Origin of the sequence: Pseudomonas frederiksbergensis (genome assembly GCF_003732705.1) — a bacterium.
Lineage (GTDB): Bacteria > Pseudomonadota > Gammaproteobacteria > Pseudomonadales > Pseudomonadaceae > Aquipseudomonas > Aquipseudomonas frederiksbergensis_F.
Map to the genome: position 1 here is coordinate 163,484 of NZ_MOBR01000004.1, position 26,435 is coordinate 189,918.

Annotated in this window: 24 protein-coding genes; 14 read left to right on the plus strand and 10 right to left on the minus strand. The window is 60.6% G+C overall.

Going from position 1 to position 26,435, the window contains the following annotated elements; genetic code table 11:
• Positions 1–143 precede the first annotated feature (143 nt).
• Entirely contained in the window at positions 144–1,790 is a 1,647-nt protein-coding gene (locus tag BK667_RS02935) for an acyl-CoA dehydrogenase family protein (protein WP_123596751.1), read from the minus strand.
• Between the two features lie 72 nt (positions 1,791–1,862).
• The gene (locus tag BK667_RS02940; RefSeq protein ID WP_123596752.1) at positions 1,863–4,247 is read right to left on the minus strand and encodes a hybrid sensor histidine kinase/response regulator; all 2,385 of its coding nucleotides are present in this window, start codon (positions 4,245–4,247) and stop codon (positions 1,863–1,865) included.
• A 428-nt stretch (positions 4,248–4,675) separates the two neighbouring features.
• Here BK667_RS02940 and BK667_RS02950 point away from each other — a divergent pair, with 428 nt between their 5' ends.
• From BK667_RS02950 to BK667_RS02965, 4 genes are all read left to right on the plus strand, one after another.
• Positions 4,676–5,473: a hydroxymethylpyrimidine/phosphomethylpyrimidine kinase gene (locus tag BK667_RS02950; RefSeq protein WP_027924276.1), complete on the plus strand. Its 798-nt coding sequence runs from the start codon at positions 4,676–4,678 to the stop codon at positions 5,471–5,473.
• A gap of 32 nt (positions 5,474–5,505) precedes the next feature.
• The gene (thiE, locus tag BK667_RS02955; protein ID WP_123596754.1) at positions 5,506–6,132 is read left to right on the plus strand and encodes a thiamine phosphate synthase; all 627 of its coding nucleotides are present in this window, start codon (positions 5,506–5,508) and stop codon (positions 6,130–6,132) included.
• A 27-nt stretch (positions 6,133–6,159) separates the two neighbouring features.
• Positions 6,160–7,443: a glutamate-1-semialdehyde 2,1-aminomutase gene (hemL, locus tag BK667_RS02960; protein WP_123509872.1), complete on the plus strand. Its 1,284-nt coding sequence runs from the start codon at positions 6,160–6,162 to the stop codon at positions 7,441–7,443.
• Between the two features lie 224 nt (positions 7,444–7,667).
• A complete protein-coding gene (locus BK667_RS02965; RefSeq protein WP_123596755.1) occupies positions 7,668–8,222 on the plus strand; it encodes a tetratricopeptide repeat protein in 555 nt (184 codons plus the stop codon).
• A 122-nt stretch (positions 8,223–8,344) separates the two neighbouring features.
• Here the strand turns inward: BK667_RS02965 and BK667_RS02970 are convergent, their stop codons facing one another.
• Positions 8,345–8,674 (minus strand): DUF1820 family protein, encoded by a 330-nt coding sequence (locus tag BK667_RS02970; RefSeq protein WP_045062075.1) that lies wholly within the window; start codon positions 8,672–8,674, stop codon positions 8,345–8,347.
• A gap of 134 nt (positions 8,675–8,808) precedes the next feature.
• Here BK667_RS02970 and miaB point away from each other — a divergent pair, with 134 nt between their 5' ends.
• From miaB to lnt, 5 genes are all read left to right on the plus strand, one after another.
• Positions 8,809–10,137 (plus strand): tRNA (N6-isopentenyl adenosine(37)-C2)-methylthiotransferase MiaB, encoded by a 1,329-nt coding sequence (gene miaB / locus BK667_RS02975; RefSeq protein ID WP_185058165.1) that lies wholly within the window; start codon positions 8,809–8,811, stop codon positions 10,135–10,137.
• A 205-nt stretch (positions 10,138–10,342) separates the two neighbouring features.
• The gene (locus BK667_RS02980) at positions 10,343–11,347 is read left to right on the plus strand and encodes a PhoH family protein (protein ID WP_123596757.1); all 1,005 of its coding nucleotides are present in this window, start codon (positions 10,343–10,345) and stop codon (positions 11,345–11,347) included.
• Entirely contained in the window at positions 11,340–11,834 is a 495-nt protein-coding gene (gene ybeY / locus BK667_RS02985) for an rRNA maturation RNase YbeY (protein ID WP_123596758.1), read from the plus strand. Before BK667_RS02980 ends, ybeY begins: the two co-directional genes overlap by 8 nt.
• 5 nt (positions 11,835–11,839) lie before the next feature.
• Positions 11,840–12,679, plus strand: coding sequence for a CorC family transporter (locus tag BK667_RS02990; RefSeq protein WP_123404581.1), 840 nt, complete (start codon positions 11,840–11,842; stop codon positions 12,677–12,679).
• An 8-nt stretch (positions 12,680–12,687) separates the two neighbouring features.
• The gene (gene lnt / locus BK667_RS02995) at positions 12,688–14,211 is read left to right on the plus strand and encodes an apolipoprotein N-acyltransferase (protein WP_123596759.1); all 1,524 of its coding nucleotides are present in this window, start codon (positions 12,688–12,690) and stop codon (positions 14,209–14,211) included.
• A gap of 117 nt (positions 14,212–14,328) precedes the next feature.
• Here the strand turns inward: lnt and BK667_RS03000 are convergent, their stop codons facing one another.
• Entirely contained in the window at positions 14,329–15,090 is a 762-nt protein-coding gene (locus BK667_RS03000) for a YdcF family protein (RefSeq protein ID WP_123596760.1), read from the minus strand.
• A gap of 106 nt (positions 15,091–15,196) precedes the next feature.
• Positions 15,197–15,517, minus strand: coding sequence for a hypothetical protein (locus BK667_RS03005; RefSeq protein ID WP_123596761.1), 321 nt, complete (start codon positions 15,515–15,517; stop codon positions 15,197–15,199).
• Positions 15,518–15,798: 281 nt separating this feature from the next.
• On the opposite strand from BK667_RS03005, the gene leuS reads away from it, so the two are divergent.
• The 5 genes from leuS (at position 15,799) to BK667_RS03030 (ending at position 21,909) form a co-directional block, all read left to right on the plus strand.
• Entirely contained in the window at positions 15,799–18,405 is a 2,607-nt protein-coding gene (leuS, locus tag BK667_RS03010) for a leucine--tRNA ligase (protein ID WP_123596762.1), read from the plus strand.
• Positions 18,406–18,492: 87 nt separating this feature from the next.
• A complete protein-coding gene (locus tag BK667_RS03015; protein WP_123596820.1) occupies positions 18,493–19,092 on the plus strand; it encodes an LPS-assembly lipoprotein LptE in 600 nt (199 codons plus the stop codon).
• 45 nt (positions 19,093–19,137) lie between these two features.
• On the plus strand, positions 19,138–20,175 hold the full coding sequence (holA, locus tag BK667_RS03020; protein WP_123596763.1) for a DNA polymerase III subunit delta: 1,038 nt from the start codon (positions 19,138–19,140) through the stop codon (positions 20,173–20,175).
• A gap of 185 nt (positions 20,176–20,360) precedes the next feature.
• Positions 20,361–20,525 (plus strand): alternative ribosome rescue factor ArfA, encoded by a 165-nt coding sequence (gene arfA / locus BK667_RS03025; RefSeq protein ID WP_090179482.1) that lies wholly within the window; start codon positions 20,361–20,363, stop codon positions 20,523–20,525.
• A 61-nt stretch (positions 20,526–20,586) separates the two neighbouring features.
• Positions 20,587–21,909: a lytic murein transglycosylase gene (locus BK667_RS03030; protein ID WP_123596764.1), complete on the plus strand. Its 1,323-nt coding sequence runs from the start codon at positions 20,587–20,589 to the stop codon at positions 21,907–21,909.
• An 89-nt stretch (positions 21,910–21,998) separates the two neighbouring features.
• Here BK667_RS03030 and BK667_RS03035 read toward each other — a convergent pair whose 3' ends face one another.
• The 5 genes from BK667_RS03035 to BK667_RS03055 form a co-directional block, all read right to left on the minus strand.
• Positions 21,999–22,949 (minus strand): S66 peptidase family protein, encoded by a 951-nt coding sequence (locus BK667_RS03035; protein ID WP_123596765.1) that lies wholly within the window; start codon positions 22,947–22,949, stop codon positions 21,999–22,001.
• Positions 22,950–23,122: 173 nt separating this feature from the next.
• Entirely contained in the window at positions 23,123–24,148 is a 1,026-nt protein-coding gene (gene lipA / locus BK667_RS03040) for a lipoyl synthase (protein WP_123404565.1), read from the minus strand.
• A gap of 1 nt (position 24,149) precedes the next feature.
• Positions 24,150–24,797: a lipoyl(octanoyl) transferase LipB gene (lipB, locus tag BK667_RS03045; protein WP_123509884.1), complete on the minus strand. Its 648-nt coding sequence runs from the start codon at positions 24,795–24,797 to the stop codon at positions 24,150–24,152.
• Positions 24,797–25,072 carry a DUF493 domain-containing protein gene (locus BK667_RS03050; RefSeq protein ID WP_123509885.1) on the minus strand — a complete coding sequence of 92 codons (276 nt, stop codon included), beginning with the start codon at positions 25,070–25,072 and terminating at the stop codon, positions 24,797–24,799. The genes lipB and BK667_RS03050 overlap by 1 nt, the downstream gene beginning before the upstream one ends.
• 80 nt (positions 25,073–25,152) lie before the next feature.
• Positions 25,153–26,310 carry a D-alanyl-D-alanine carboxypeptidase family protein gene (locus tag BK667_RS03055; protein WP_123404559.1) on the minus strand — a complete coding sequence of 386 codons (1,158 nt, stop codon included), beginning with the start codon at positions 26,308–26,310 and terminating at the stop codon, positions 25,153–25,155.
• Between the last annotated feature and the right edge of the window lie 125 nt (positions 26,311–26,435).

Below are 26,435 nucleotides of genomic sequence, written 5' to 3' on the forward strand. Positions count from 1 at the left end.
GTGCTGATACACAAATATCGTGATCACCCGGGACTCAAATGTGGGAGCGAGCCTGCTCGCGAAGAGGGTGTGTCAGTCGACCTTAATGTGGCTGACCTACCGCATTCGCGAGCAGGCTCGCTCCCACAGGGGATCTGGGTCGTTTATACAATCGGGGTCGAGCGGGCGACTATCGCCTCGACATCCAGCCCACGCGGCAACGCGCCATACACCCGACCGGCGGAGCCGAGGCGACTGGCAATAAAGGCATCACTCACCGCCGCATTCCCCGCCTCCAGCAGCAACTTGGCCTGAAGCCCCAGCGCAATATCCTCGGTCAGCTGCCGCGCACGATACTGAATGTCGCTGGTGTCCTTGAACGCCGCCTGCAATTGAGTGATGTGCGCGGCCAAGCGTTTGTCGCCGTGCCCATCGCCCAATTCGCTGAACAGCACATCCAGCACACCCGGTTCTTTCGACAAGGCCCGCAGCACATCGAGGCATTGCACGTTGCCGGAACCTTCCCACGTCGAATTCACCGGCGCCTCCCGGTACAGACGCGGCAGGATGCTTTCTTCGACATAACCGGCACCGCCCATGCATTCGGCAGCTTCGTTGATCATTCCCGGCGCGCGTTTGCAGATCCAGTATTTGCCCACCGCCGTGACCAACCGGGCGAATTTGGCTTCATGGCTGTCATCGAGATGATCCAGCGCCTTGCCCATGCGCAGGCTCAGCGCCAGGGCCGCTTCGCTTTCCAGGGCCAGGTCGGCCAGAACGTTCTGCATCAACGGTTGTTCGCTGAGCAACTTGCCGCCCACCGTGCGGTGGGCGCAGTGATGGCTGGCCTGGGTCAGGGCCTGGCGCATCAGCGCGCTGGAACCGACCATGCAATCGAAGCGGGTCATGGCGACCATTTCGATGATGGTCGGCACGCCCCGGCCTTCTTCGCCGATCATCCACGCCAGCGCACCACGGAACTCCACTTCGCTGGAGGCGTTGGAGCAATTGCCGAGTTTGTTTTTCAGACGCTGGATGTAGAACTGATTGCGCGTGTCGTCCGGGCGATGGCGCGGCAGCAGGAAACAGGTCAAACCCTTGTCCGTCTGGGCCAGGGTCAGGAACGCATCGCACATCGGCGCCGAACAAAACCACTTGTGCCCCACCAGCTCATAGGCCTGGCCCGGACCGCTGGCGCCCACCGGATAGGCCTTGGTGGTGTTGGCCCGGACGTCGGTGCCGCCCTGTTTCTCGGTCATCGCCATGCCGATGGTGACACCGGCCTTGTGGGCCATGCCGACGTTGCGCGGATCGTATTCGGTGGCGAGGATTTTCGGCAGCCACTGTTCGGCCAGATCCGGTTGCAGGCGCATCGCCGGGACGCTGGCGAAGGTCATGGTCAGCGGGCAACCGCTGCCGGCCTCGGCCTGACTGTGCAGGTAACTCATGGAGGCTCGCGCAACGTGGGCGCCGGATTGCGGATGTGCCCAAGGCAATGAGGTCAACCCGTGTTCGACCGCCGTGCGCATCAGCTCGTGATAGGCCGGGTGAAATTCCACCAGGTCGATGCGATGACCATAACGGTCGTGACTGACAAACACCGGTTTGTTCTGATTGGCCAGGAACCCGGCTTCCATCAGCGGCCCGCCGGCCAGTGCGCCGTACGCGTCGATCCGCGACTCGGCCCAACCGGCGCCAAAGCGTCGCGACCACTCCTGCAATGGCAGGTCGATGCGATAGAGGTTGGTGCCGTCCAGGGACGGTGGCTGGTTGGTGACTTCGTGGGTTTCGGCGAACTGATGCAGGTTCATGACGGGGCTCCTTTGGTCAGCCAGGGCATCAGTTAAGCACCGGCCCTTGGCTGAACAAAGTGTCATACCTGCCTAAATGTCGGCGCTTTCACCTTGTTTCGGACAGAGCACGCGACGATAGAGCGCCGCCTGCAAATCCTCGAATTTCACCGGTTTGCTCAGGTAATCGATCAGCGCGCCGGTCGGGCAGTGCTCTCGATCAACGCTCAGGGCAACCATGAACACGGGCAACTCGGCGCACCCTGGCAAGCCTCGGATCTGGCAGCAGAGGGACGCGCCGTCCTGAGCCGGCAGCTGACAATCGAGCACCACCGCATCGAAAGTCTCGCGCTGCAAATGATCGAGTGCGGCCGCGCCGCTGTCGGCGGATCGCACCCGGAACCCGAGCTTGAGCAACATCCCGCGCATCACCAGTTGATTGATGCTGTTGTCATCCACCAACAACACGGTGCAGTCTTGAGGCCGGCGCAGACGCGAGGCATCCCGGGTCATCGAGGGCGCAGGCGCCGGTTCCACCACCGGCAATTCAACCTCGACATCCAGTTGAAAACGACTGCCGCGCCCCGGTTCGGAGCGATGGGTCAGGCGTCCACCGAGCAATTCCACCAGTTGCCGACAAATCGCCAGACCAACCCCCAGGCCACCGTATTCGCGGGTCATCGAGCCGTCGAGCTGGAAGAAACGCTGATACATCGTCGCCTCCCCCAGGTCGGTAAAGCCGATGCCGGTGTCGATCACCGCAAAGGACAGCGCCAGCCGTCCCTTCTCCATCGTCTGACCGGTCACCCGCAGCGCAACACCGCCGACCCGAGTGAACTTGATCGCGTTGTCCAGCAGGCATTCCAGGCATTGCGCCAGTTTGCTGCTGTCGCCGAGCAGGCGATCGGGCAGCCCCGGTGTCACTTCGACCTTGAGGTCCAGCGACTTGCTCGACGCATTGCCTTCGAACTGCACGCGCAATGCCTCGACCACGCCGCGCAGGCTGAAGGTGTCCGGGTAAGCCTTGAGCTTGCCGGCCTGCAACTCGGTCAGGGTGAGAATGCCGTTGACCATGCGCATCATGTCCCGGGCCGAGCCGGCGGCGGTTTGCTGGTATTGCTCCAGCTCCGGGTCCATCTCGACGGTCTGCATCAACTCCAACGAACCGATTACCCCGTTCATCGGCGTGCGCAGCTCATGGGTCAGCGTCGCGAGGAATTCGTCCTTGAGCTTGTTACTGCGGGCCAGTTGCTGGTTGAGCACTTCCAGCTTCTGCCCGGCGTCGAACAAGGTTTGCGCTTGTTGCTCGCGCATGGCGTTGATGCGATCGGCCAGGGCCAGGGACAGCAGCGCCACTTCAATCGCCGAACCGATCTGGCTGGCGTACATGGTCAGGAACACGTTCGGCACATAACCCAGCACCATCAGCGTATTGACGACGCCACCGAGCAAAAACGCCGACCAAGCGATGATGAAATAACGCGCCACCCTCAGGCCGCGTGCCCAGGCGAAGATCCCGGCGGCAAAAATCACCACGGTAAAGATCAGCGCCAGGGCCGTTGCCAGGCGCAGGGCCAGGGCATAACTGGTCATCAGCGACAAGCCGATCACCACCGCACCAAACGCGATCAACCCCAGCAACAGGCGATCAAGCCAGCGACTGTGTTGCGCGGTTTGCAGGAAGCTGCGGGCAAACTGGCTGCCGAACAGCCCGGCGCAACCGATGAAGAACGGTGTCGCCGCGTTGGCCCACCAAGGGTTGTTCGGCCAGAAATACTCCACCGCCGCGCCATTCACCGACAGCTGATACAAACCGAACGAGGCGATATAGAAGATGTAATAGAGGTAACTGGTGTCGCGCACGCTGAGGTAGATGAACAGGTTGTAGACCACCATCCCCAGCAACACGCCATAGATCAGCCCCAGTACATAAAGACGCACCGGCTGTTCTTCCAGGTAAGCGGTGCTCGACCACAAGGTCACCGGCGCCTGAATCGAGCCTTCGCTTTGCAGGCGCAGGTACACGGTTTGCGCCTGGTCGGGTTTGAAGTTCAGGTTGAACAGGTAGTTGTTCTGGCGGATCTCGCGACTGGCGAACGGCAGCGCATCGCCCGTGCGGCGGATCAGTTGATAGTCGCCGCCGGCATCGGGCAGGTACAGATCAAGGTGATCGAGGGGCGGATAAGCCAGTTCCAGCAACCAGGTCCGTTGCGCCTGCGCATTGGTCGGGCGGTAGTGCAGGTCGATTTTCAGCCAGAACACCGAACGCGAATAGCCGGCGTTGAGGGTGGCTTTATCGTGGGTCTTGAAGTTGCCGGCGGCGGCTTGCGCACGGACATCGGCGATGCTCGCCTGACCGCCCGCGTCTTCGTACACCTGCAGGGTTCGACCCAGGGGAAGGCTTTGGGTGGATTCGTCAAATTCAACGGCGCTCGCCAGGAGGGGCAAGCACAACAGCAACATCAGCAAATAGCGCATTTAAGCCCCAGCGTGGCCTGTCCGGTTCTGTCAGGAAGCCCCCCATTCCCTTTGAGTAGACGTAAAACCGGTATTACCTGTTATTGGTTTGGATCCACTCTAGCATAGCCGTTGATGGCCATTGAGCACCATTGAAATTTTTCCTGTAGAGGCTCTAGAACGGGCGTTCCAGCGCCACGCATTGAGATAGAGCTGTTTGCCTGGTCAGAATGTGACAATGATCCCGAGCCACTGAACCTTTGTGGCGAGGGGGCTTGCCCCCGTTGGGGTGCGAAGCGCCCCCATTTGCCTTCTGCCTGGAACACCGCGTCTGCAGGTTTGCGACTGCTTCGCAGCCGAACGGGGGCAAGCCCCCTCGCCACACGGTATCGGCAATTCCTGATGTCACTGCACCCGAAAAAACAGCTTTGGTGGTAAGCTCGCGCACCATGAATATCTACAGCTCTCGCCCCGTTGTCCTCTGTCTCTCCGGCCACGACCCAAGTGGTGGCGCCGGCTTGCAGGCAGATATCGAAGCCCTGCTCGCCCAGGGTTGTCATGCGGCCCCGGCCGTCACTGCCCTGACCGTGCAAGACACGGTCAACGTCACGGATTTCCGCGTCCTCGACCGTGAGTGGGTGTTGGCCCAGGCCAACGCGGTGCTCAACGACTCCGAAGTCGCGGCCGTCAAACTGGGCATGCTCGGTTCCCTGGAGATGGTCGACACCGTGGTCGAACTGCTCTCGGCGCACCCGCACTTGCCAGTGGTCTGCGACCCGGTGCTGCGTGCCGGTGGCGGCGGACGCCTGGGCAAGGACGAAGTCGGCTACGCCATGCGCGAACGCCTGCTGCCGCTGTCGATCATTGCCACCCCGAACCTTCCTGAAGCCCGCATCCTCGCCGAACTGCCCGAAGGCACCGCGGACGAGTGCGCTGAAAAACTCCTGCCCTTCGTCAAACACCTGCTGATCACCGGCGGCCATGGCGACGAACACGAAATCCACAATCGCCTGTACAGCCGTGATGGTCGCCGCGAAACCTTTACCTGCCAGCGTTTGCCCGGTAGCTATCACGGTTCCGGTTGCACCCTGGCCAGCGCGTTGGCCGGTCGTCTGGCCCAGGGCGAAAACCTCGCCAGCGCCGTGCAGACCGCGCTTAACTACACGTGGCGTACCCTGCGGGATGCCGAGCAACTGGGCAAAGGCCAGTTCGTGCCGCGCCGCCTGCCGCTGGATTTCTGTTCCTGACTTTTGATGCGTAACGCGCCGAGGCTTGTCCGATGAAACTACGTGGCCTGTACGCCATTACCGATAGCCAGTTGCTGGCCGGTAAATTTCTTTCGTACGTGGAGGCGGCGCTGGAAGGCGGCGTCACCCTGCTGCAATACCGCGACAAGAGCAGCGACGAGGCCCGACGTTTGCGCGAGGCCGAAGCCTTGCGGGATTTGTGTGAGCGCTACAAGACTCAGCTGATTATCAACGACGACGCCGAACTGGCTGCGCGCCTGAACGTCGGCGTGCACTTGGGCCAGACCGACGGCCCGCTGACCCCGGCCCGCGCGCTGCTTGGTCGCCAGGCAATTATCGGTTCGACGTGCCACGCGCAACTCGAACTCGCCGAACAAGCCGCCAAGGAAGGCGCGAGTTACGTCGCCTTCGGCCGCTTCTTCAATTCCAATACCAAACCCGGCGCCCCGACCTGCAGCCTCGATCTGCTCGACCAGGCCCGCAGCAAATTGCACTTGCCGATCTGCGCGATTGGCGGCATCACCCTGGACAACGCCGCGCCACTGGTGGCCCACGGCGTCGATCTGCTGGCGGTGGTGCATGGCCTGTTTGGCGCCGAGAGCACGGCTGAAGTCACCCGCCGCGCCCGCGCCTTCAACGAACTGCTTTCTATTAAGTAGCTTAAAATCCGATTTGAGAGCCCGATCATGTCTCGTTCCGAAACCCTGTTTGCCGATGCCCAAAAACACATTCCCGGTGGCGTGAACTCGCCGGTTCGCGCGTTCAAGAGCGTGGGCGGCACGCCGTTGTTCTTCAAACACGCGGAAGGTGCCTACGTCACCGACGAAGACGACAAGCGCTATGTCGATTACGTCGGCTCCTGGGGCCCGATGATCCTCGGCCACAGCCACCCGGACGTGCTCGACGCCGTGCGTAAACAGCTGGAACACGGCTTGTCCTACGGCGCTCCGACCGCGATGGAAACCGAAATGGCCGACCTCGTCTGCTCGATCGTGCCGTCGATGGAAATGGTGCGCATGGTCAGCTCCGGCACCGAAGCGACCATGAGTGCGATTCGCCTGGCCCGAGGTTTCACCGGCCGCGACGCCATCATCAAGTTCGAAGGCTGCTACCACGGTCACTCCGACAGCCTGCTGGTCAAGGCCGGTTCCGGCCTGCTGACTCAGGGCGTACCGAGTTCGGCGGGTGTCCCTGCCGACTTCGCCAAACACACCCTGACCCTGCCGTTCAACGACATCGACGCCGTAGAAACCATGCTCGCCGAAGTCGGCCAGACCGTGGCCTGCATCATCGTCGAGCCAGTGGCCGGCAACATGAACTGCGTACCGCCGGCGCCGGGTTTCCTCGAAGGCCTGCGGACCCTGTGCGACAAGCATGGCGTGGTGCTGATCTTTGACGAAGTGATGACCGGTTTCCGCGTGGCACTCGGTGGCGCCCAGGCGCACTTCGGCGTGACGCCGGACTTGAGCACCTTCGGCAAGATCATCGGTGGCGGTATGCCAGTCGGCTGCTTCGGCGGCAAACGCGAAATCATGTCGCACATCGCGCCGTTGGGTCCGGTGTATCAGGCAGGCACCTTGTCGGGTAACCCGCTGGCCATGGCCGCCGGCCTGACCACTCTGCGCCTGATCAGCCGTCCGGGCTTCCATGCCGAGTTGAGCGATTACACCGCTCGCCTGCTCGACGGCCTGCAACAGCGCGCCGACGCCGCAGGTATTCCATTCGTGACCACTCAGGCGGGCGGGATGTTCGGCCTGTACTTCAGCGGTGCCGACGACATCGTGACCTTTGATGACGTGATGTCCAGCGACGCCAACCTGTTCAAGCGCTTCTTCCACCTAATGCTGGAAGGTGGCGTGTACCTGGCGCCGAGCGCTTTCGAAGCCGGTTTCACCTCGATCGCTCACGGCGAAACCGAGTTGAAACTGACTTTGGATGCCGCTGAACGCGCTTTCGCCGCGCTGAAATAATGCTGTGCCGCTGACGTTGGCGATTGCCAGCGTCAGCTTTTACCTACATTCCTGCGTCTTTTCCTACCCTTGTGCCAATAATCCCCCCCAAAGTGGGCGATATATTCCCCGCGCAGCAGAAAAACGAGTAAAGACTTTGTAAGGTTGGCCCTGCTTATTTCATAATGCGCGCTTATTGGATCCCTCGATGGGTCCGCGCGCCCTTCAGAGGTAAGTCGATTCCCATGAACCGCACCGGCCGCACCCTTGCATTGGGCTGCCTGTTGCTCCTTCAGCCCCTGCTCGCGCACGCACAAGCAGGCGGCAACTCGTTGTTGATCCCAGCGATGGGTCGCTGCACCCTCAATACTCAGCCGCAAGACCTGACGCAAGCGCTTGCCGCCTGCCAGAAAGCGTCGGATGAAGGGGATGCGCAAGCGCAATACGAGTTGGGTGAGTTCTACTACGACGGCAAAAACACGCCGCGCGATCTCGATAAAGCCTTGAAATTCTTCGAAAAAGCCTCGCTGCAAGGCCATGCCCAGGCGCAATTCAAACTCGGCACCATGTTCTTCCACGGCGAAGGCGTGCCGGCCAATAACGTTCAGGCGTACATTGTGCTGAAAATGGCCGCGGTCAACGGCGCAGAAGATGCGTTGGACACTGCCGACGAAGTCGCCGAAAAAATGCCCCGCGAAGATCTGGAAGTCGCTACCCAGGTGCTGGGGCAAATCTTCCGTAAATATCTGATGGAATTGCAGAGCGCGGATGGGCGTACGCCTTTCTCGCCACTGCCTTAAATCTCCTTCGCCTCTTCTGACGCTTTCGCGGGCAAGCCTCGCTCCTACAGGTTTGATGTACGCCGTGAAAACGACACGTATCTGTAGGAGCGAGGCTTGCCCGCGAAGGGAGCGACGTGGTCTTACTTATCAGGCATCGGCATCGGAAACGGCATCACATTGCCGACCGCGCCACGGGCTTCGCTGATTTTCGGTGTGCCCAGGCGTTCGACTTCGTCGATGCGCACAATCGAATGCATCGGCACAAAACTGCGCACCACGCCCTCGAACTGAGCCTTGAGTTTCTCTTCGCTCGGATCGACGACCACTTGCGTGCGCTCGCCAAAGACGAACTCTTCCACTTCCAGGAAGCCCCACAGATCACTTTGATAGATCTGCTTGGCGTACATTTCGTACACCTGGCCCTGGTTGAGGAAAATCACCTTGTAGATTGGGGCTTCACGTTTGGTCATGGTGGGCGGGCAACACATTGGGGATAAAAATGAGGGCGCGAACTATAGCATAGCCGCCGGACGCACAACGGTAGGAACCTTGGGACATGTTCCCTATAATGCGCGGTTCTTTGAATCACGTGATGACTCTGTCCATGGCCAAGAAGCTTTACATCGAAACCCACGGTTGCCAGATGAACGAGTACGACAGCTCGCGCATGGTCGACTTGCTGGGTGAACACCAGGCCCTGGAAGTCACCGCTCGCGCTGAAGATGCCGACGTGATCCTGCTCAACACCTGCTCGATCCGCGAACGCGCCCAGGACCGGGTGTATTCCCAGCTCGGCCGCTGGCGTGAACTGAAACTCGCCAACCCGGACATGGTGATCGCCGTCGGCGGTTGCGTGGCCAGCCAGGAAGGCGCGGCCATCCGCGATCGCGCGCCGTACGTGGATGTGGTGTTCGGCCCGCAGACCTTGCACCGCCTGCCGGAAATGATCGACGCCGCCCGCGCTACCAAGCTGCCGCAAGTGGACGTCTCGTTCCCGGAAATCGAAAAATTCGACCACTTGCCCGAGCCGCGCATCGACGGGCCGAGCGCCTATGTGCCGGTGATGGAAGGCTGCAGCAAGTACTGCACCTTCTGCGTGGTGCCCTACACCCGCGGTGAAGAAGTCAGCCGTCCGTTCGACGACGTGATCGCCGAGATCATCCACCTCGCCGAAAACGGCGTGCGTGAAGTGACCCTGCTGGGGCAGAACGTCAACGGTTATCGCGGCACCACTCACGATGGGCGCCTGGCGGATCTCGCCGAACTGATCCGCGTGGTCGCGGCTGTCGATGGCATCGACCGGATTCGCTACACCACCTCGCATCCGCTGGAGTTCTCCGACAGCCTGATCCAGGCCCACGCCGATGTACCGGAGCTGGTGAAACACCTGCACTTGCCGGTGCAGTCGGGTTCGGACCGGATTCTGTCGGCGATGAAGCGCAACCACACCGCGCTGGAGTACAAATCCAAACTGCGCAAGCTGCGCGCCGCCGTGCCGGGGATCTGCATCAGCTCGGACTTTATCGTCGGCTTCCCGGGCGAGACCGAGAAAGACTTCGAACAGACCATGAAGCTGATCGAAGACGTCGGCTTCGACTTCTCCTACTCGTTCGTTTATAGCCAACGCCCGGGCACTCCGGCCGCCGACCTGGCTGACGAGACGCCGGAAGCGTTGAAAAAAGAACGTCTGAACGCGCTGCAACATCGCCTGAACCAGCAGGGTTTCGAGATCAGCCGACAAATGGTCGGTTCGACCCAGCGCATTTTGGTTACCGATTATTCGAAAAAAGACCCCGGCGAGCTACAAGGCCGGACCGAGAATAATCGTATCGTCAACTTCCGCTGCGACAATCCAACCCTGATCGGCCAGTTCGCCGATGTGCACATTGATGCCGCACAACCGCACTCGTTGCGGGGCTCGCTGATCCAATAACACCCGATTACCTGTAGGAGCAAAGCTTGCTCGCGAAGGCGTCATGACAGACAACTCATCTGGTGAATGTCAGTCAGCCTTCGCGGGCAAGCCTCGCTCCTACAAGGGCGGTGTCAGACGTTGGTTATTTAAGAGCTTTCGCACCCAGCCCTCTGGCGTTATCCTTGATTTCATCTTAATTGCCCCAGGGCGGCTAAATACGACCTTGAACGCACCCATCGAACCACATCGTTTCATCCTCGAGCCCTTTGAGGCTCGCCGCTTCGCCAATCTGTGCGGGCAATTCGACGAGCATCTGCGCTTGATCGAACAGCGCCTGACCATCGAGATCCGCAATCGCGGAAACCAGTTCGAGCTGATCGGCGAACCCAAGCACACCACTTCCGCAGAAAACCTGATCCGCCGTCTGTACCGGGAAACCAAAGGTACCGATTTGTCGCCGGATACGGTTCACCTGTTCCTGCAGGAATCTGCCGTCGAAGAGCTGGACAACGTCTCCCCCGGCGAACCCTCCGTCACCCTGCGCACCAAAAAAGGCACGATTCGCCCTCGCGGCTTGAATCAACTGCGCTACGTGAAGGAAATCCTCGGTAACGACATCAATTTCGGCATCGGCCCCGCCGGTACCGGCAAGACCTATCTGGCCGTTGCCTGCGCGGTAGACGCGCTGGAACGCGAGCAGATTCGCCGCATCCTGTTGGTGCGCCCAGCGGTTGAGGCCGGTGAAAAGCTCGGTTTCCTGCCCGGCGACCTGTCGCAGAAGATCGACCCGTACTTGCGCCCTCTCTATGACGCGCTCTATGAAATGCTCGGCTTCGAACACGTGGCCAAGCTCATTGAGCGCCAGGTCATCGAGGTTGCGCCGCTGGCCTACATGCGCGGTCGCACGTTGAACAATAGCTTCATCATCCTCGACGAAAGCCAGAACACCACCGTCGAGCAGATGAAGATGTTCCTGACCCGGATCGGCTTCGGCTCCACCGCCGTCATCACCGGTGACATCACCCAGGTTGACCTGCCGAAAGGCACCAAGTCCGGGCTGCACCATGTGATCGAAGTGCTCAAGGACGTGCCGGGCATCAGCTTCACCCACTTCAAGCCCAAGGACGTCGTGCGCCATCCGCTGGTGCAACGCATTGTCGAAGCCTACGAGCGTTTCGAAAATCGCGTCGCCGATGAAGCGCCCAAGGATAAACGCCACGATGCTTGAGCTTGATCTGCAACTGGCCACCGAAGCACCTGCGCCAAGCGAAGCCGAGTTTCGCCACTGGTGCGAACTGGCCCTGCGCCAGCGCACTGCCGATTCCGAGATGACCATCCGTTTGGTCGATGAAGAAGAAGCTCGCGAACTCAACTTCACTTGGCGGCAGAAAGACTACGCCACCAACGTTTTGTCGTTCCCGGCCGATGTCCCCGATGAGTTTCTCGACATTCCACTGCTGGGCGATCTGGTGATCTGCGTGGCAGTGGTCGAGCGCGAAGCCGCGGAACAAGGCAAGGAACTAAAGGCCCACTGGGCGCATCTGGTCATTCACGGTTGCTTGCATCTGCTTGGTTACGACCATATAGATGACGAGGAAGCCGAGGAAATGGAAGCACTGGAACGAACGTTGCTTGCCGAGTTGGGCTATCCCGACCCTTACGCGGACGACGAAACCGAAACATCCCCTATCGTTACAACAAAGGATTCAGAGTAATCGCTATGAGCGAAGATCGATCGAGCAACGGGCAGAAGTCATGGCTGGGTAAGCTCACCCAGGCTTTTGCCCACGAGCCGAAGAACCGCCAGGAGCTGCTGGAGCTGCTGCGCGACGCACACCAGAACAAACTGTTGGACAGCGAAGCGCTGGCCATCGTCGAAGGCGCCATCCAGGTTGCAGACCTGCAAGTACGGGACATCATGGTCCCGCGCTCGCAAATGGTCAGCATCAAGGCGACTCAGACACCCCGCGAGTTCCTGCCCGCCGTGGTCGACTCGGCCCACTCCCGCTACCCGGTGATCGGCGAAAGCCACGATGACGTGATGGGCGTGTTGCTGGCCAAGGACTTGCTGCCGTTGATCCTCAAGGAGAACGGCGACAGCTTCAACATCAAGGACCTGCTGCGCCCGGCCACCTTCGTGCCGGAGTCCAAGCGCCTGAATGTGCTGCTGCGCGAGTTCCGCGCCAACCACAACCACATGGCCATCGTCATCGACGAATACGGCGGTGTGGCCGGTCTGGTCACCATCGAAGACGTGCTGGAACAAATCGTCGGCGACATCGAAGACGAGCATGACGTCGAAGAAGACAGCTACATCAAGCCACTGCCCAGCGGTGACTTCCTGATCAAGGCGCTGACACCGATCGAAAACTTCAACGAGTTTTTCGACAGCACATTCTCCGACGACGAGTTCGACACGGTGGGCGGCCTGGTGATGAGCGCGTTCGGGCACTTGCCAAAACGCAACGAAATCACTGAAATCGGGCCGTATCGTTTCCGCATCTTGAATGCTGACAGCCGTCGGATTCACTTGTTGCGCCTGACTCCAATTGCCCGCTAAGGATTGACATGCTCCGCGTAACCCGCCCCGGCTGGCCCGGTAATCTGCTGGCCGTGGTGGCCGGCGCAATCACTACCCTGGCGTTGGCGCCGTACGATATCTGGCCGCTGGCATTGCTGGCGGTCGGCTTCTTCTATGCCGGTTTACGTGAACTGAGCCCACGTCAGGCTCTGGGTCGTGGCTGGTGTTTCGGTTTCGGCCTGTTTGGCGCCGGCACCAGTTGGATCTACTACAGCATTCACAACTTCGGCGGCGCTTCGGTGCTGCTGGCCGGTTTCCTGATGCTGATCTTCACGGCGGCGATTGCCTGGTTCTTTGCCCTGCCCGCCTGGATCTGGGCGCGTTGGTTGCGCCGAAACGAAGCGCCGCTGGCCGATGCCTTGGCATTTGCCGCGTTGTGGGTCGGCCAGGAAGCGTTTCGCGGCTGGTTCCTCACCGGTTTCCCGTGGCTCTACTCCGGTTATAGCCAACTCAACGGCCCCTTGGCCGGGCTCGCGCCAGTTGGCGGGATGTGGCTGATTTCCTTCGCGCTGGCTCTGACGGCAGCGCTGATCTGGAACGCTCCTCGGCTGATCCGCACGGGTCGCAAAGGGTTTATTGCCGCTGGCGTTGTGCTGCTGGCCGGACCGTGGATCGCGGGCATTGCACTCAAGGACCACGCTTGGACCAGTCCGGCCGGCCCAGCCCTGAGTGTCGCGGCGATCCAAGGCAATATCGAACAAAGCATGAAATGGGACCCGGCGCAGCTCAACGCGCAGTTGGCGCTGTACCGCGACATGAGCTTCAGCTCCAAGCGGGTCGACTTGCTGATCTGGCCGGAAACGGCGGTACCGGTGCTCAAGGAGTCCGCCGAGGGCTACCTGAGCATGATGGGAAACTTCGCCGCAGAACGTAAGACTGCGCTGATTACCGGCGTACCGATTCGCCAGGAAGTCCGTCACGAACGACGCTTCTTCAACGGCATCACCGTGGTCGGTGAAGGTGATGGCACGTACCTCAAGCAGAAGTTGGTGCCATTCGGTGAATACGTTCCGTTGCAGGATGTGTTGCGCGGGCTGATTGCGTTCTTCGATCTGCCGATGTCGGACTTTGCCCGCGGGCCGGCCGATCAGGCCATGCTGCAAGCCAAGGGTTATCAGATTGCACCGTTCATTTGCTATGAAGTGGTCTACCCGGAATTCGCCGCCAGCCTGGCCGCTCGCAGCGATTTGCTGCTGACCATCAGCAACGACACCTGGTTTGGCAAATCCATCGGCCCGCTGCAACATTTGCAGATGGCGCAGATGCGCGCACTGGAGGCCGGTCGCTGGATGATCCGCGCCACCAATAACGGCGTGACCGGTTTGATCAACCCGTTCGGGCAGATCACGGCGCAGATTCCGCAGTTCGAACGCGGGATTCTGTATGGCGAAGTGGTGCCGATGCACAACCTGACGCCGTATCTGCGATGGCGTTCGTGGCCGTTGATTATTGTGTGTGTGTTGTTGTTTGGCTGGGCGCTGATCGCCAGCCGGATGGCCAAGACAGTCTGAATGATCGTTCCCACGCTCTGCGTGGGAATGTCGCCAGGGACGCTCCGCGTTCCGCTTGCGATGTGACGCGGAGCGTCACGGGATGCATTCCCACGCGGAGCGTGGGAACGATCATCGTCAGCGATAGAACATTGAATACCCAATCTGCCCCACCGCCTCATTCACCAACTGCCCGCTCTGCCAGATCGACTTGAACTCAGGCATCCAGCCGCCCAGCGGCCGGGCATTGTCGACACCCAGAAACCCCACGGGCGCGGGCACCACCTCAAATCCTGCCTGCCTGAAACTCCATACCGCCCGCGGCATATGCCAGGCCTGCGTCACCACCACTACGCGTTTAATACCTTCCGGCAGCAACACTTGGGCACTGAACTGCGCATTCTCCCAAGTCGTGCGGCTGCGCCCTTCCTGCCAGCGCACGGTCACGCCGAAGTCATCGAGCAGCGAATCCGCCATCAATTTGGCTTCCGTGGGCGGTGTGTCGTAGTGCAGGCCGCCACTGGTCAGGATCGGCAACCCGGACGCCTTGGCCAATCGAGCGGCATATCGCTGACGTTCCAGGCCAATGCCGGTCGGCTGGTCGGCGCCCCAGGCTGAGTCACCCCGCTCGCGCCCAGACCCCAGCACCACGATCGCATCGGCGCGCTGACTCAGGGTCGCCCATGCATCAAGCGCCAGCGGCGGCTCCCGTTCCAGCGCCTTGGCGCTCCATTGCACCACCACCGGCAGGCTCATTAACCAGAACCCGCCAAGCCCCAGCGCAAAGCACAATCCGGCCAGTCGCGGCCTTGAGCGGCGCAACCACCAGGCAAGCGCGAGCAACAGCAGAAGAATGCCGGGCGGCAACAGAAGTTGTTTCACGAAATAACGAAAAGGCATCGAGCATCTCCAGAGATGCCCGAAGCCTAAGTGGGTTGACGCAATGCGACAACTAATGCGGAAGGACTATGCTTCAAAAAACCATGTCTAATGGCTTCAAGTGCCCTTACTTGAATTGCAGAGACCGGACCTTTACCGCGTCCCTGCAGGGTGCCTTGTCCTTGAGCCAGATGATCTTGGCCGAACGTGGTGCGTCGAGTTGCTTCACTGCTTCTGACAAGCATCCGTGTGTTTCACGTTCACTGCGATCCAGATACGCCTTGACCAATGCAAACTCTGCGGGGCTCAGGCCACGCAACTCCAGCTCCAGGGGACGTTCATCACGCAACCGACCGGCGGTTTTCGCCGCGTCCAGGGCCATCCCCAGACGATCGATCAGTCGTTCATACAGCTCCGGTTTTGTAACTTTGCGCTGTGACTCAACCATCCCTCACCTCATTGAAGATAAGACTCACTCCCCAATTAGGAGCTTAGCTTCCATGAACAAACCGGCTGAACCCAGCGACCAACGGCCCTCGCGGCAGGTTTTGAGCGACCTTGCGCCTGTAATCAGGGTTTCCCTCGATAGAGCGCGGTCATGTATGCTACGGCGCTTCCTGTAACTCCACTTCCAGCTCGCCTGGACACCGAAACGCCAATTTGGCGTGATCACCGTCCGGCGTTGCATTGAAGAGGATTAGGCCACCCCTATTCAGTTCAAAAGTAGCCATGCACGAACAATATCAGCCCCGTGAAATCGAAGCCGCCGCCCAGTCGTTCTGGGACGAGCAAAAGTCCTTTGAAGTCAGTGAACAGCCAGGCAAGGAGACTTTCTACTGCCTGTCGATGTTCCCTTACCCCAGCGGCAAGCTACACATGGGGCACGTGCGCAACTACACCATCGGCGACGTGATCTCCCGCTACCAGCGCATGCAAGGCAAGAACGTCCTGCAACCCATGGGTTGGGACGCCTTCGGCATGCCGGCGGAAAACGCCGCGATGAAGAACAACGTAGCGCCCGCCAAGTGGACCTACGAAAACATCGCCTACATGAAAAACCAGCTGCGCAGCCTGGGCCTGGCGGTGGACTGGTCCCGCGAAGTCACTACCTGCAAGCCGGATTACTACCGCTGGGAACAATGGCTGTTCACTCGCCTGTTCGAAAAAGGTGTGATCTACAAAAAGAGCGGCACCGTGAACTGGGACCCGGTCGACCTGACCGTCCTGGCCAACGAACAGGTGATCGACGGTCGCGGCTGGCGTTCCGGCGCGCTGATCGAAAAGCGCGAAATCCCGATGTACTACTTCAAGATCACCGCTTACGCGGATGAGCTGCTGTCGAGCCTCGACGATCTGCCGGGCTGGCCTGAACAGGTCAAGACCATGCAGCGCAACTGGATCGGCAAGTCCCGGGGCATGGAAGTGCAGTTCCCGTACAACGTCGATTCCATCGGCGAAAGCGGCGTACTGAAAGTCTTCACCACCCGTCCAGACACCCTGATGGGCGCGACCTACGTAGCGGTCGCCGCCGAACACCCTCTGGCGACCCTGGCCGCGAAGAACAGCCCAGAGCTGCAAGCGTTCATCGCTGAATGCAAGGGCGGCAGCGTTGCTGAAGCCGACGTCGCCACTCAAGAGAAAAAAGGCCTGCCGACCTCGCTGTTCGTCGAGCACCCGCTGACCGGTGAGAAACTCCCGGTGTGGGTCGCTAACTACGTACTCATGCATTACGGCGATGGCGCGGTAATGGCGGTTCCGGCCCACGACGAACGTGATTTCGAGTTCGCCACCAAGTACAACCTGCCGATCAAATCGGTCGTGCGCACCAGCTCTGGCGACACCAACCCGGCGCCATGGCAAGACGCCTACGGCGAGCACGGCACGCTGATCAATTCCGGCGAGTTCGACGGCCTCGACTTCGAAGGCGCCTTCGACGCCATGGAAGTCACGCTGATCAAGAAAGAACTCGGCGCCTCGCGCACCCAGTTCCGCCTGCGCGACTGGGGCATCAGCCGTCAGCGCTACTGGGGCTGCCCGATCCCGATCATCCACTGCGAGACTTGCGGTGATGTGCCGGTCCCGGAAGATCAACTGCCGGTCGTACTGCCGGAAGACGTTGTGCCGGACGGCGCCGGTTCGCCACTGGCGCGCATGCCCGAGTTCTACGAGTGCAGCTGCCCGAAATGCGGTCAGCCTGCCAAGCGTGAAACCGACACCATGGACACCTTCGTCGAGTCCTCGTGGTACTACGCTCGCTACGCCTCGCCGCACTATGAAGGCGGCCTGGTGCAAAAATCGGCGGCCGACCACTGGTTGCCGGTGGATCAGTACATCGGCGGCATCGAACACGCGATTCTTCACCTGCTGTATGCGCGCTTCTTCCACAAACTGATGCGTGACGAAGGCCTGGTGAGTTCCAACGAGCCGTTCAAGAACCTGCTGACCCAAGGCATGGTGATCGCCGAGACTTACTATCGTCGCGAAGCCAATGGTGCTTACACCTGGTTCAACCCGGCGGACGTGGAACTCGTGCGCGACAGCAAAGCCAAGGTCATCAGCGCCAAGCTGATCGCAGACGGCCTGCCGGTAGAAATCGGCGGCACCGAGAAGATGGCCAAGTCGAAGAACAACGGCGTCGATCCACAGTCGATGATTGACCAGTTCGGCGCAGACACCTGCCGTCTGTTCATGATGTTTGCTTCGCCACCCGACATGAGCGCGGAATGGTCGGACTCCGGCGTCGAAGGTTCGCACCGCTTCCTCAAGCGCGTCTGGCGTCTGGCTCAAGCCCACGTGACACAAGGCCTGCCGGGCAAACTGGACATCGCCAGCCTGAACGACGAGCAGAAAGTCATTCGCCGTTCGATCCACCAAGCCATCAAGCAGGCCAGCCATGACGTCGGCCAGAACCACAAATTCAACACCGCCATCGCCCAGGTGATGACGCTGATGAACGTGCTGGAAAAAGCCCCGCAAGGCACCGCACAGGATCGCGCGCTGATTCACGAAGGCCTCGAAACCGTGGTCCTGCTGCTGGCGCCGATTACGCCGCACATCAGCCACGAACTGTGGAATCAACTGGGTCACGCTGACCCGGTGATCGATGCAGCCTGGCCTGTACTGGACGAGAACGCGTTGGTGCAGGACAGCCTGCAACTGGTTATTCAGGTCAACGGCAAGCTGCGCGGCCATATTGAAATGCCGGCCAGCGCCACCCGCGAAGAAGTCGAAGCGGCGGCACGAGCCAATGAAAACGTGCTGCGCTTCGTCGACGGCCTGACTATTCGTAAAGTGATCGTAGTGCCCGGGAAACTGGTCAATATCGTCGCCAGCTAATTGGATCAGGCGCCAGGTGAGCCTGGCGCCGAGTTAAACCTTTCGGGCCGCACGGTCGGCCCACATGGTTTCAAGGGGAGCAACAAGATGATCAAACGCAATCTGCTGGTGATGGGCCTCGCAGTCCTGTTGAGCGCCTGCGGTTTCCAGCTGCGCGGCACCGGCACCACTGAACTGGCAATCAAGGAACTCGACGTGAGCGCCCGCAATGCCTACGGCGAAACCGTGACGCAATTGCGTCAGGTGCTGTCGAGCAGCGGCGTCAAGGTTTACACCGGCGCACCGTACAAGCTGATCCTGACCGATGAGCAGGAAAGCCAGCGCATCCTCAGCTACGCCGGTGCCGGTCGTACGGGTGAGTATCAGGTGACTACCGTGCTGAACTACGACATCCGTGGTGAGCACGACCTGGCGCTGATGAGCGATAAGCTCGAAGTGGAGAAGATCTTTATCCACGACGGCAACAACCTGGTGGGTTCCGACCAGGAAGCGGCCACTGCCCGCGTAGAAACCCGTCGTGAACTGGTTCAACGCATGATTCTGCGCCTGCAGCAGATCACGCCGACTCAGCTGGATCAGTTGCAACAGACCGCGAACGCCCGTGCCAAGGCTGAAGCCGACGCACTGAAAGCGGCGCAGAAGGCTGAAGCGGAAACGCCGCGCCAGTCGCCTGTCGAAATCCCGTAGCAGTAAGACTTACGGGGCGCTCAGGCGCCCCGTTTGCCCTCTCTTATGAAACTCGCCCCCGCCCAACTCGCCAAACACCTGCAAGGTGCCCTCGCGCCGGTCTACATCATCAGTGGCGATGACCCACTGTTGTGTCAGGAAGCCGCCGACGCGATTCGCGCTGCTGCTCGCCAACAGGGTTTTGACGAACGCCAGGTCTTCGCCGCCGACGCCAGTTTCGACTGGGGAACGCTGCTGCAGGCCGGCGCCAGCATGTCGTTGTTCGCCGAAAAGCGTCTTCTGGAACTGCGTTTGCCCTCCGGCAAGCCCGGTGACAAAGGTGCCGCCGCGTTCATCGAGTACTGCGCGCGCCCGGCCGAAGACACAATCTTGCTGATCAGCCTGCCCAAGCTCGATGGCGCGGCGCAGAAGACCAAATGGGGTAAGGCGCTGGTCGAAGGTGCGCAAACTCAGTTCGTGCAGATCTGGCCGGTGGATGCCAATCAGCTGCCGAGCTGGATTCGCCAGCGGTTGTCCCAGGCCGGGCTGTCTGCCAGTCAGGACGCCGTCGAGCTGATCGCCGCACGGGTTGAGGGCAACCTGTTGGCCGCCGCCCAGGAAATCGAAAAGCTCAAGCTGATGGCCGAAGGTGGCCAGATTACCGTCGAAACCGTGCAAGCGGCCGTTGCCGACAGTGCGCGTTTCGACGTGTTCGGCCTGACCGATGCGATTCTCAACGGCGAAGCCGCCCATGCCCTGCGCATGCTCGAAGGACTGCGCGGCGAAGGCGTCGAACCACCGGTGATTCTCTGGGCCTTGGCCCGTGAATTGCGCCTGCTGGCCAGCCTTGCACTGCAATACAGCCAGGGTGTGCCGCTGGACAAAGCCTTCAGCTCGGCCCGACCGCCGGTCTGGGACAAGCGCAAACCGCTGATGAGCAAAGCCCTGCAACGCTACTCGGCGCAACGCTGGGCGCAGTTGTTGCTGGAAGCGCAGCGCATTGATGCGCAGATCAAAGGCCAGGCCGCGGGTTCGCCGTGGATGAGTTTGAGTCGGTTGTCGTTGTTGATGGCTGGGCAGCGCCTGACGTTGCCTGCTGAGTAAGACCTGCGACCGCATAACGGCTATTCGCGGGCAAGCCTCGCTCCTACAAATCCTACGCAGACCTGTAGGAGCGAGGCTTGCCCGCGAAAGCGCCCGAAAGGTCCTACACAACGTAGGGCTGGACAGACCCCAAACTTCGGCAGATTATTTTCCCCGCAAAACCCACCTATCTGTGAGATCCGATCATGAGCAAAAAGCCATCTAAAAGTGGCCCCAACAAGGCCAAATCCATCATCGCCCAGCCACTGTTCCGCAGCCGTCAGGAACGAGCCGGCAAGGGCAAAGGCAGCTACCGCCGCGAAGCCTTCCAGTCTAATAGCTGGGAGGCTTCTTACTTTCTGGCCGCTTAAAGCGCAGCCCCCCTTCTCCATGTTAAGGTCTGCACCTGATTCGTATTCCCTGGACCTGTGCATGCCCCTTTGTCTTTCCCGTCGTTGGCACTTTCGCCAACTGATTGCTGCCTCCAGCCTCATATTGCTTGTCGCCTGCGCGGAAAAACCGACCGCCGCCGACGCCCAACCGCTTCAGACTGCCCCCGTCGCGACCGCCCCTGCGGTGATCCCGCCCGTGGTGCCGAGCGGTGACAACCTCGATATCCAGCCGACCCAGACCTTTGCCGAATGGCAGGCCGGTTTCCGCAAGGACGCCCTGGCCGCCGGGATTCGTGCCGATCTGTTCGACCGCGCCTTCGCGAATGTCAGCTTCGATGACAGCGTGATCCGCGCCGACCGCAGCCAGCCAGAGTTTTCCCGCCCGGTGTGGGAATACCTCGACGGTGCGCTGTCGCCGCTGCGGGTGCGCAAGGGTCAGGCGCTGGTCAGCCAGTACGCCGACATCCTGCAAAGCATTGAGCAGCGCTACGGCGTCGATCGCCAGGCGCTGGTCGCGGTGTGGGGCATGGAGAGTAATTTCGGCCAGTTCCAGGGCACCAAGTCGGTGATCAATTCTCTGGCGACCCTGGCCTACGAAGGCCGGCGCCCGGGCTTTGCCCATGCGCAACTGATCGCCGCCCTGCAGATTCTGCAACAGGGTGATATCACGCCGGAGAAAATGCTCGGCTCCTGGGCCGGCGCCATGGGTCAGACCCAATTCATTCCGACCACCTATAACACCCACGCCGTGGACTTCGATGGCGACGGTCGCCGCGATATCTGGGGCAGTCCCGCCGATGCCCTGGCCTCGACCGCGCATTACCTGCAAAGCTCCGGCTGGCAGAAAGGCCAGCCGTGGGGTTTCGAGGCGCAACTGCCTGGCAATTTCAATTACGTTCTGGCCGACGGCACGATTCGCAAGAGCGTCGCCGAATGGCTGCAACTGGGTGTGACCCTGCCCAATGGCGCGCAAGTCCCGGCAGGCGCCGAACACTTGTCCGCCGCACTGCTGCTGCCGGCCGGTTATCGTGGCCCGGCGTTCCTGGTCCTCGACAACTTCCGCGCGATCCTCAAGTACAACAACTCGTCGTCCTATGCGTTGGCAGTCAGCCTGTTGTCCGAGCGCTTCACCGGTGCGGGCCTGATCAATGGTTCGTGGCCCAAGGATGACTTGCCGCTGAGCCGTAGCGAGCGGATCGAGCTGCAGAACCTGTTGAGCACGCAGAACTACGATGCGGGCACCGCCGACGGCATCATCGGCGCCAATACCCGCAAGGCGATCCGTAGCGCACAGCAGTCGTTTGGCTGGCCGGCGGATGGGTATCCGACGCACAAATTGTTGGAAGGTTTGCGTAGCCGTTAAAAGCATCGCGAGCAAGCTTTGCTCCTACAGTGTTGCGCTCTGTAGGAGCGAGGCTTGCCCGCGAAGACTGACTAACTGGCGACAACGTTCTAACGCTTGACCACCACATCCTGCTCCAACACCAACACCTTGTTTCCCGCATCCAGCTTGACCAGCGCGCCCATGGGCAACGTCAGGTTCGGATCACAATGCCCGCTGCGCCACCCGGCCAGTACCGGAATCCGCAACGGTTCGAAGGTTTGCTTGAGCAACCGCGCCAGCGCGGCCGCGTCCACTCCCGCCACATCCCCCACCAGAACCCCACGCAACTTGCCCAGCGTACCCGCCAGGCGCAGATGGGTCAGCAGCCGGTCAATGCGATACAACGGCTCGTTGATGTCCTCGATGAACAGGATCACCCCTTCAGCATCGATTTCGTAAGGTGTGCCCATGGTCGAGGCAATCATCGACAGATTGCCCCCCAGCAAACGCCCGTGAGCGATGCCAGGCTCGATGGTGCTCAACGGGTAGGCCACCGGGTGCGTCAACGCGCTGCCCGCCTTCACCTGCCCACGCAGCATGTTGAAGAACGATGATTCCGTGGGCTTCTGCTTGCCACCCAGCAGATCGGCGTTGAGCAGCGGACCATGAAACGTCACGAAGCCTGCATAGCGAGCGATGGCCAGATGCAGTGCGGTGATGTCGCTGTAGCCAATAAAGGGCTTGGCGTTGGCACGCAACAAATCGAAGTCGATGCGATCCAGCAGTCGCGGCGTACCATAGCCACCGCGCAGGCAAATGATCGCGGCAACGTCTGTGTCGGCGAATGCCCCGTGCAGGTCATTGAGCCGCACCTCATCGCTACCGGCCAGGTAGCCATCGTTTTCGTAGACGCCGGGAAACACCCGCAGCGAATAGCCCCGGGCGCGCATCCACTGCACAGCCTTGTCGGTGTCCAGCGATGCGGGGCCGGCAGGCGCAATCACGCCGATCACGCCTTCCGACGGCAAGGCCGGTACAGGTGCGTAAGGAAAAAGGGTGTGGGTCGGTCGAACGGTCATCCATGAATCTCCCTGCATGAAATCTTCAGCACACAGTAGTCAGGAACGGGCATAAACAGAAGGGGGTCAATCGCGCCGCGCGTTGCGGGAAAAGACCGCCGTGGATGTAGGCCAGGCAAAAAAACGCCCGCATGGCCAGAACCGTGCGGGCGTTTTTATCTTTCAGCCGTGAATCACAAGGACGCGATCAGCTCGGCCTTAACCAGCTTCGCCTGCTCGTCAGCGTGGTACGAGGAACGTACCAGCGGGCCGGAAGCGACGTTCTTGAAGCCCATCTTGTAACCTTCCTCGGCAAACCAGGCGAACACGTCCGGGTGCACGAAACGCTGCACCGGCAAGTGGCTGCGGGACGGTTGCAGGTATTGACCCAGGGTCAGCATGTCGATGTCGTGTTCGCGCATGCGCTTCATGACTTCGATGACTTCTTCGTCGGTTTCGCCCAGGCCCAGCATCAGGCCGGATTTGGTCGGAATGTGCGGCATCATCTGCTTGAAGCGTTGCAGCAGGGTCAGCGACCACTGGTAATCCGAACCCGGACGCGCGGCCTTGTACAGGCGCGGCACGGTTTCCAGGTTGTGGTTGAACACATCCGGCGGCTCGGCAGCGGTGATTTCCAACGCTACGTCCATACGACCACGGTAGTCCGGAACCAGGGTTTCGAGCTGCACGTTCGGGGACAGCTTGCGGATCTCGCGGATGCAGTCGGCAAAGTGCTGGGCACCGCCGTCACGCAGGTCGTCGCGGTCAACCGAAGTGATCACCACGTACTTGAGTTTCAGGTCGGCGATGGCGATGGCCAGGCTTTGCGGCTCGTTGGTGTCCAGAGGCTTCGGACGACCGTGGCCGACGTCGCAGAACGGGCAGCGACGGGTACAGATGTCGCCCATGATCATGAACGTCGCGGTGCCGCCGGAGAAGCATTCGCCCAGGTTCGGGCAGGACGCTTCTTCGCAGACGCTGTGCAGCTTGTGTTTGCGCAGCAGGGCCTTGATGCGGTCGACTTCCGGGGACACCGGGATACGCACGCGGATCCAGTCGGGTTTCTTCGGCAGTTCGGTGGTCGGAATGATCTTTACCGGGATGCGTGCAACCTTCTCGGCGCCGCGCAGCTTGACGCCGGCTTCAACCTTGGCACGTGGGGCCGGGCGCTCGGTAACATCCAGCGTCGGGATCATGGTTTGCACTGCATCAGTAGTCATATCAGTCGATTCCGCCCGTAAGGGTCGTCTGCTCAGCATAGTCGAGGTGTTTGACGAGCTGCGCGCGCAGCCGGGCACTTACCTCGGCATATTCAATCGATCCTGCGTGATCGCTCAGCTGGGTCATCGCCAGCCCGGCGTAGCCGCAGGGATTAATCCGTCGAAACGGTTCCAGGTTCATGTCCACGTTCAGGGCCAGGCCGTGAAAGGAACAGCCGTGGCGGATCCGCAGGCCCAGTGAAGCGATTTTCGCCCCATCGACGTAGACACCTGGCGCGTCTGGCTTGGCTGCGGCGGTGACGCCATAGCTGGCCAGTAACTCGATCAGGCAGTGTTCCATGCGGGTGACCAGGTCACGCACGCCGAAACCCAGTTTGCGCACATCCAGCAACAGGTAGGCCACCAACTGGCCGGGACCATGGTAAGTCACCTGGCCGCCGCGATCGACCTGCACCACCGGAATATCTCCGGGAAGCAGCAGGTGCTCGGCCTTGCCGGCCTGACCCTGGGTGAACACCGGTGGGTGTTCTACCAGCCAGATCTCGTCCGCGGCGTCAGTGCCGCGTTCGTTGGTGAAGCGCTGCATGGCATGCCAGACCGGCTCGTAAGCCATCTGGCCGAGCTCGCGAAAGCCCAGCGTGCCCGGCATCACAGCACCATGTGCACGAAACCGGTAGCCCGCAGTTCGCTGTTGATGTCGTACAGCTGGTCTTGACCGGTGGCGATGATGTGCAGCTGGATCGTGGTGTACTTGCCGTTGGTGCTCTGGCGCTCGTCCACACGGTCATGGTTGATCGTCGCGTGTTTCTTGACGATCTCGATGATCTTGTCTCTGTTGCCCACACCGGTATCGCTGATCACCTTAACCGGGTAATCAACGTTGGGGAATTCGATCTTTGGCGCCTTTACTTCGGTATCTGTCATGGCGTAACGGCCTCGTAAGCCGTGGCAACGGACATGGCCCCGTTCCGGGTTGGAACGGAGCCATGCAGGTCCACACTAATTCAGTTGAACAAGCCGTAGAAGAATAGACGGATGCTATCCCACATGCGGCGGAAGATACCACCCTCCTCGACCGCGTCCAGAGCGATCAGGTCGGCGCTGTGCACTACCTTGTCGTCCAGTTTCACTTCGACTTTACCGATTACGTCGCCCTTGGCGATTGGCGCAACCAGTTGCGGGTTCATGGTCATGCTGGCGGCGAGCTTTTTCAGCTGGCCTTTTGGCAAGGTCATGGTCAGGTCTTCAGCCAGGCCAGCCTTGACTTGATTGGTAGTGCCTTTCCAGACAGGGGCCTGAGCCAGCTCGGCGCCTTTCTGATAGAAGGTCTGGGTTTCGAAGAAGCGGAAACCGTAGGTCAGCAGTTTTTGGGTTTCGGAGGCACGAGCCACTTCGCTGTTGGTGCCGAACACCACGGCGATCAGGCGCATGCCATCACGGACGGCCGAAGACACCATGCAGTAGCCGGCTTCGTCGGTGTGACCGGTTTTCAGGCCGTCAACAGTCTTGTCGCGCCACAGCAGCAGGTTGCGGTTAGGCTGCTTGATGCCGTTCCAGAAGAACTCTTTCTGCGAGTAGATCGCGTAGTGAGCCGGGTCTTCGTGGATGATTGCGCGAGCCAGCAGCGACATGTCGTGAGCCGACGAGTAGTGCTCCGGGTTCGGCAGACCGGTCGGGTTCATGAAGTGGCTGTTGGTCATGCCCAGGTCGCCGGCCGTCTTGTTCATCATGTCAGCGAACGCGTCTTCGCTGCCGGCGATGTGCTCGGAGAGCGCAACACTGGCGTCGTTACCCGACTGAATGATGATGCCGTGCAGCAGGTCGCTGACCGTCACCTGCGAGCCAACCTTGATGAACATCCGCGAACCGCCGGTACGCCAGGCGTTTTCGCTGACGGTCACCGGGTCGTTTTCACCGATCTGGCCACGACGGATTTCCAGCGTCGCAATGTACGCGGTCATCAGTTTGGTCAGACTGGCGGGTGGCAGGCGCTGGTCACCGTTGTTCTCCACCAGCACGTTGCCGCTGCTGGCGTCCATGAGCACGTAGGATTTGGCGGCCAGTTGCGGTGGCGACGGCATCATTTCTACCGCAAAAGCGGCAGGCGTGATGAACAGCGGGACTAACAGGCACAGGCGTTTGGCAAAGGTGGTGATGTTCATCCGTCTCTCGAAATCGCTAATGGAAACTGCCCAAAGGCAAAACTAATCAGACAACCGTCTAAAGGGTTGTCGCGTGTTCAGTTGCTCACTCAGTAACCCTTGCCGGGCTTTTGTTCTTAACGAGC

Excerpts from the sequence above, each read along its gene's own strand:
- BK667_RS03050 (WP_123509885.1), bottom strand. The coding sequence starts at position 25,072 with ATGACAGATACCGAAGTAAAGGCGCCAAAGATCGAATTCCCCAACGTT.
- BK667_RS03055 (WP_123404559.1), bottom strand. The coding sequence starts at position 26,310 with ATGAACATCACCACCTTTGCCAAACGCCTGTGCCTGTTAGTCCCGCTG.
- BK667_RS03000 (WP_123596760.1), bottom strand. The coding sequence starts at position 15,090 with ATGCCTTTTCGTTATTTCGTGAAACAACTTCTGTTGCCGCCCGGCATT.
- lipA (WP_123404565.1), bottom strand. The coding sequence starts at position 24,148 with ATGACTACTGATGCAGTGCAAACCATGATCCCGACGCTGGATGTTACC.
- lnt (WP_123596759.1), top strand. The coding sequence starts at position 12,688 with ATGCTCCGCGTAACCCGCCCCGGCTGGCCCGGTAATCTGCTGGCCGTG.
- BK667_RS02970 (WP_045062075.1), bottom strand. The coding sequence starts at position 8,674 with ATGACCAAACGTGAAGCCCCAATCTACAAGGTGATTTTCCTCAACCAG.
- BK667_RS02990 (WP_123404581.1), top strand. The coding sequence starts at position 11,840 with ATGAGCGAAGATCGATCGAGCAACGGGCAGAAGTCATGGCTGGGTAAG.
- lipB (WP_123509884.1), bottom strand. The coding sequence starts at position 24,797 with ATGCCGGGCACGCTGGGCTTTCGCGAGCTCGGCCAGATGGCTTACGAG.
- BK667_RS02940 (WP_123596752.1), bottom strand. The coding sequence starts at position 4,247 with ATGCGCTATTTGCTGATGTTGCTGTTGTGCTTGCCCCTCCTGGCGAGC.
- BK667_RS03030 (WP_123596764.1), top strand. The coding sequence starts at position 20,587 with ATGCCCCTTTGTCTTTCCCGTCGTTGGCACTTTCGCCAACTGATTGCT.
- BK667_RS03005 (WP_123596761.1), bottom strand. The coding sequence starts at position 15,517 with ATGGTTGAGTCACAGCGCAAAGTTACAAAACCGGAGCTGTATGAACGA.
- arfA (WP_090179482.1), top strand. The coding sequence starts at position 20,361 with ATGAGCAAAAAGCCATCTAAAAGTGGCCCCAACAAGGCCAAATCCATC.
- BK667_RS02950 (WP_027924276.1), top strand. The coding sequence starts at position 4,676 with ATGAATATCTACAGCTCTCGCCCCGTTGTCCTCTGTCTCTCCGGCCAC.
- ybeY (WP_123596758.1), top strand. The coding sequence starts at position 11,340 with ATGCTTGAGCTTGATCTGCAACTGGCCACCGAAGCACCTGCGCCAAGC.
- hemL (WP_123509872.1), top strand. The coding sequence starts at position 6,160 with ATGTCTCGTTCCGAAACCCTGTTTGCCGATGCCCAAAAACACATTCCC.
- BK667_RS03015 (WP_123596820.1), top strand. The coding sequence starts at position 18,493 with ATGATCAAACGCAATCTGCTGGTGATGGGCCTCGCAGTCCTGTTGAGC.
- miaB (WP_185058165.1), top strand. The coding sequence starts at position 8,809 with ATGGCCAAGAAGCTTTACATCGAAACCCACGGTTGCCAGATGAACGAG.
- BK667_RS03035 (WP_123596765.1), bottom strand. The coding sequence starts at position 22,949 with ATGACCGTTCGACCGACCCACACCCTTTTTCCTTACGCACCTGTACCG.
- holA (WP_123596763.1), top strand. The coding sequence starts at position 19,138 with ATGAAACTCGCCCCCGCCCAACTCGCCAAACACCTGCAAGGTGCCCTC.
- leuS (WP_123596762.1), top strand. The coding sequence starts at position 15,799 with ATGCACGAACAATATCAGCCCCGTGAAATCGAAGCCGCCGCCCAGTCG.
- BK667_RS02965 (WP_123596755.1), top strand. The coding sequence starts at position 7,668 with ATGAACCGCACCGGCCGCACCCTTGCATTGGGCTGCCTGTTGCTCCTT.
- thiE (WP_123596754.1), top strand. The coding sequence starts at position 5,506 with ATGAAACTACGTGGCCTGTACGCCATTACCGATAGCCAGTTGCTGGCC.
- BK667_RS02935 (WP_123596751.1), bottom strand. The coding sequence starts at position 1,790 with ATGAACCTGCATCAGTTCGCCGAAACCCACGAAGTCACCAACCAGCCA.